Here is a 2,464-nt window from a genome sequence, read left to right as displayed (position 1 = left end):
TCCACCGTAGCGGAAATAAACGGATTTCTATGGTTACCCTTCTTAAAGGACCGGGCGTACTTTGCCCGGTTTTTCTTATGGATTTTTTTATTGGCTACATCACTTCTTCAACAGAAGCTAAGTGTAGAAAAGAAACCAATAGAGTGACTTGGTAAATTAATTATCAAGTGGATCACCAAAACTATGGACAATCCATTCTTTATAAACCCTAATATAGTAGTAACCTCCTCATAACGAACCATTATGTTTCGCTGGAATACAATGGAGGTAAGTACTTGATTGACGTATCTACTAGGTTTCAGTATGATAGGAGTGCTGACGTAAACTGTAAGTCATTGACAACTGACTACGTACCCGTGCAAAAGGAGTGAATATAGCACGTAAAATAATCGGAAACCAATTTTAGCGCCTGAGCTGAAGAAATCAGACAATGATCTTCAGTTGACGAGGAGGAGGAGTATCGAAGATTCGGCGGATACCTCCCGGCCGCGATGCCCGGTCGTAATTCTTGTTCTTAAACCACAGAAGTGATCTTGTGATTAAAGGAAGAAGATGGCACATTAGCAACGTCTGCAATGCAAGACGCTTGTTTATTATGATAAAAATTATTGGAGGATTTTAAATTATGTGCGGAATTGTAGGATACATCGGAGAGTTAGATTCAAAGGAAATTTTATTAAAAGGATTAGAAAAATTAGAATATCGCGGTTATGATTCAGCTGGAATTGCTGTACGCAATGAAGATGGAGTAACCATATTTAAAGAAAAAGGTCGTATCGCAGACTTACGTTTGGCGGTAGAAGATGATGTGCATTCAAAAACAGGAATTGGACACACGCGTTGGGCAACACATGGTGTTCCAAACCAAATCAATGCACATCCACATCAAAGTGAATCTGGTCGTTATACGCTAGTGCATAATGGGGTAATCGAAAATTATCATATACTTCAAAAAGAGCATTTACAAGGCGTAGAAATGAAATCAGATACGGATACAGAAGTCATTGTTCAATTGCTTGAGAAATTCTCAAACGGTATGACAACTGCTGAAGCATTTCGTCATACTCTGTCATTATTACACGGTTCGTATGCAATCGCGTTACTAGATTCAGAAGAAGCACAAACCATTTATGTTGCGAAAAATAAAAGTCCATTATTAGTGGGCTTAGGTGAAGACTTTAATGTTGTCGCATCAGATGCAATGGCAATGCTTCAAGTGACTAACGAATACATCGAACTTCACGATCAAGAAATGGTGATTGTGAAAAAAGACTCTGTGGAAATTCAAAAATTAGATGGTTCTATCGTGGGACGTGAATCGTATATAGCAGAACTTGATTTGAGCGATATTGAAAAAGGTACGTACCCTCATTACATGTTGAAAGAAATTGATGAGCAACCGGCTGTTATGCGTAAAATCATCCAAGCTTATCAAAATGAACAAGATGAGCTTGAAATTGATGACGCTATTTTATCTGCTATCAATAAAGCAGATCGTCTATATATTATCGCTGCAGGAACAAGTTACCACGCAGGTTTGGTAGGAAAAGAGTACTTTGAGAAAATTGCTGGGATTCCAGTAGAAGTTCATATAGCAAGTGAATTTGGCTACAACATGCCATTATTGTCGGAAAACCCATTGTTTATCTTCATCACTCAATCAGGGGAAACAGCCGACAGTCGCCAAGTGTTAGTGAAAATTAAAAAACTAGGTCATACTACTTTGACAGTTACAAACGTTAAAGGTTCTACTATTTCTAGAGAATCAGATTATACCTTATTACTACATGCAGGTCCTGAAATTGCGGTAGCTTCTACAAAAGCCTACACAGCTCAAATCGCAGTACTTGCGATAACGGCAGCTCTTGTTGCTAAAAACACGGGACACTCTGTAGATTTTGATATCGTTCAGGAAATAGGCATCGTAGCAAATGCCATGCAAGCCCTTGTTGATTCTAAAGAAGAGATGGAACAAGTTGCTAGAGACTTCTTAGCGACAACGCGCAACGCATTTTTCATTGGCCGTAATTTAGACTTCTGTGTTAGCATGGAAGGCGCATTGAAATTAAAAGAGATTTCGTATATTCAAGCAGAAGGATTTGCCGGCGGCGAATTAAAACACGGAACCATTGCACTAATTGAAGATGGCACACCCGTCTTCGCATTAGCAACGCAAAAGGCGGTTAGCTTAAATATCCGTGGAAACGTAAAAGAAGTGGTAGCACGTGGAGCCAACCCATGTATTATTGCGATGGAAGGCATGGAAGAAGAAGGCGACACAATCATCTTGCCAAAAGTGCATCCACTATTAACACCACTCATTTCGGTTATTCCTTTGCAGTTAATTAGCTACTACGCATCACTTCATCGTGATTGTGACGTGGATAAACCGAGAAATTTAGCTAAGTCGGTTACGGTTGAGTAAATAATGAATAGATAAATTTTCACTAGCGTTGCATTAAAA

Annotated in this window: 1 protein-coding gene; it reads left to right on the top strand. The window is 39.1% G+C overall.

Features of this window, described 5'->3' with window-relative positions; all coding sequences use genetic code 11:
* Positions 1 to 625 precede the first annotated feature (625 nt).
* The gene (glmS, locus tag B371_RS0100700) at positions 626 to 2,425 is read left to right on the top strand and encodes a glutamine--fructose-6-phosphate transaminase (isomerizing) (protein ID WP_019412429.1); all 1,800 of its coding nucleotides are present in this window, start codon (positions 626 to 628) and stop codon (positions 2,423 to 2,425) included.
* Positions 2,426 to 2,464 lie beyond the last annotated feature (39 nt).

The sequence above is a fragment of the Paenisporosarcina sp. TG20 genome (genome assembly GCF_000286315.1).
Classification (GTDB): domain Bacteria; phylum Bacillota; class Bacilli; order Bacillales_A; family Planococcaceae; genus Paenisporosarcina.
Note: the sequence above shows the minus strand (reverse complement) of the source record. Positions and strands in the feature narration are given on the sequence as shown.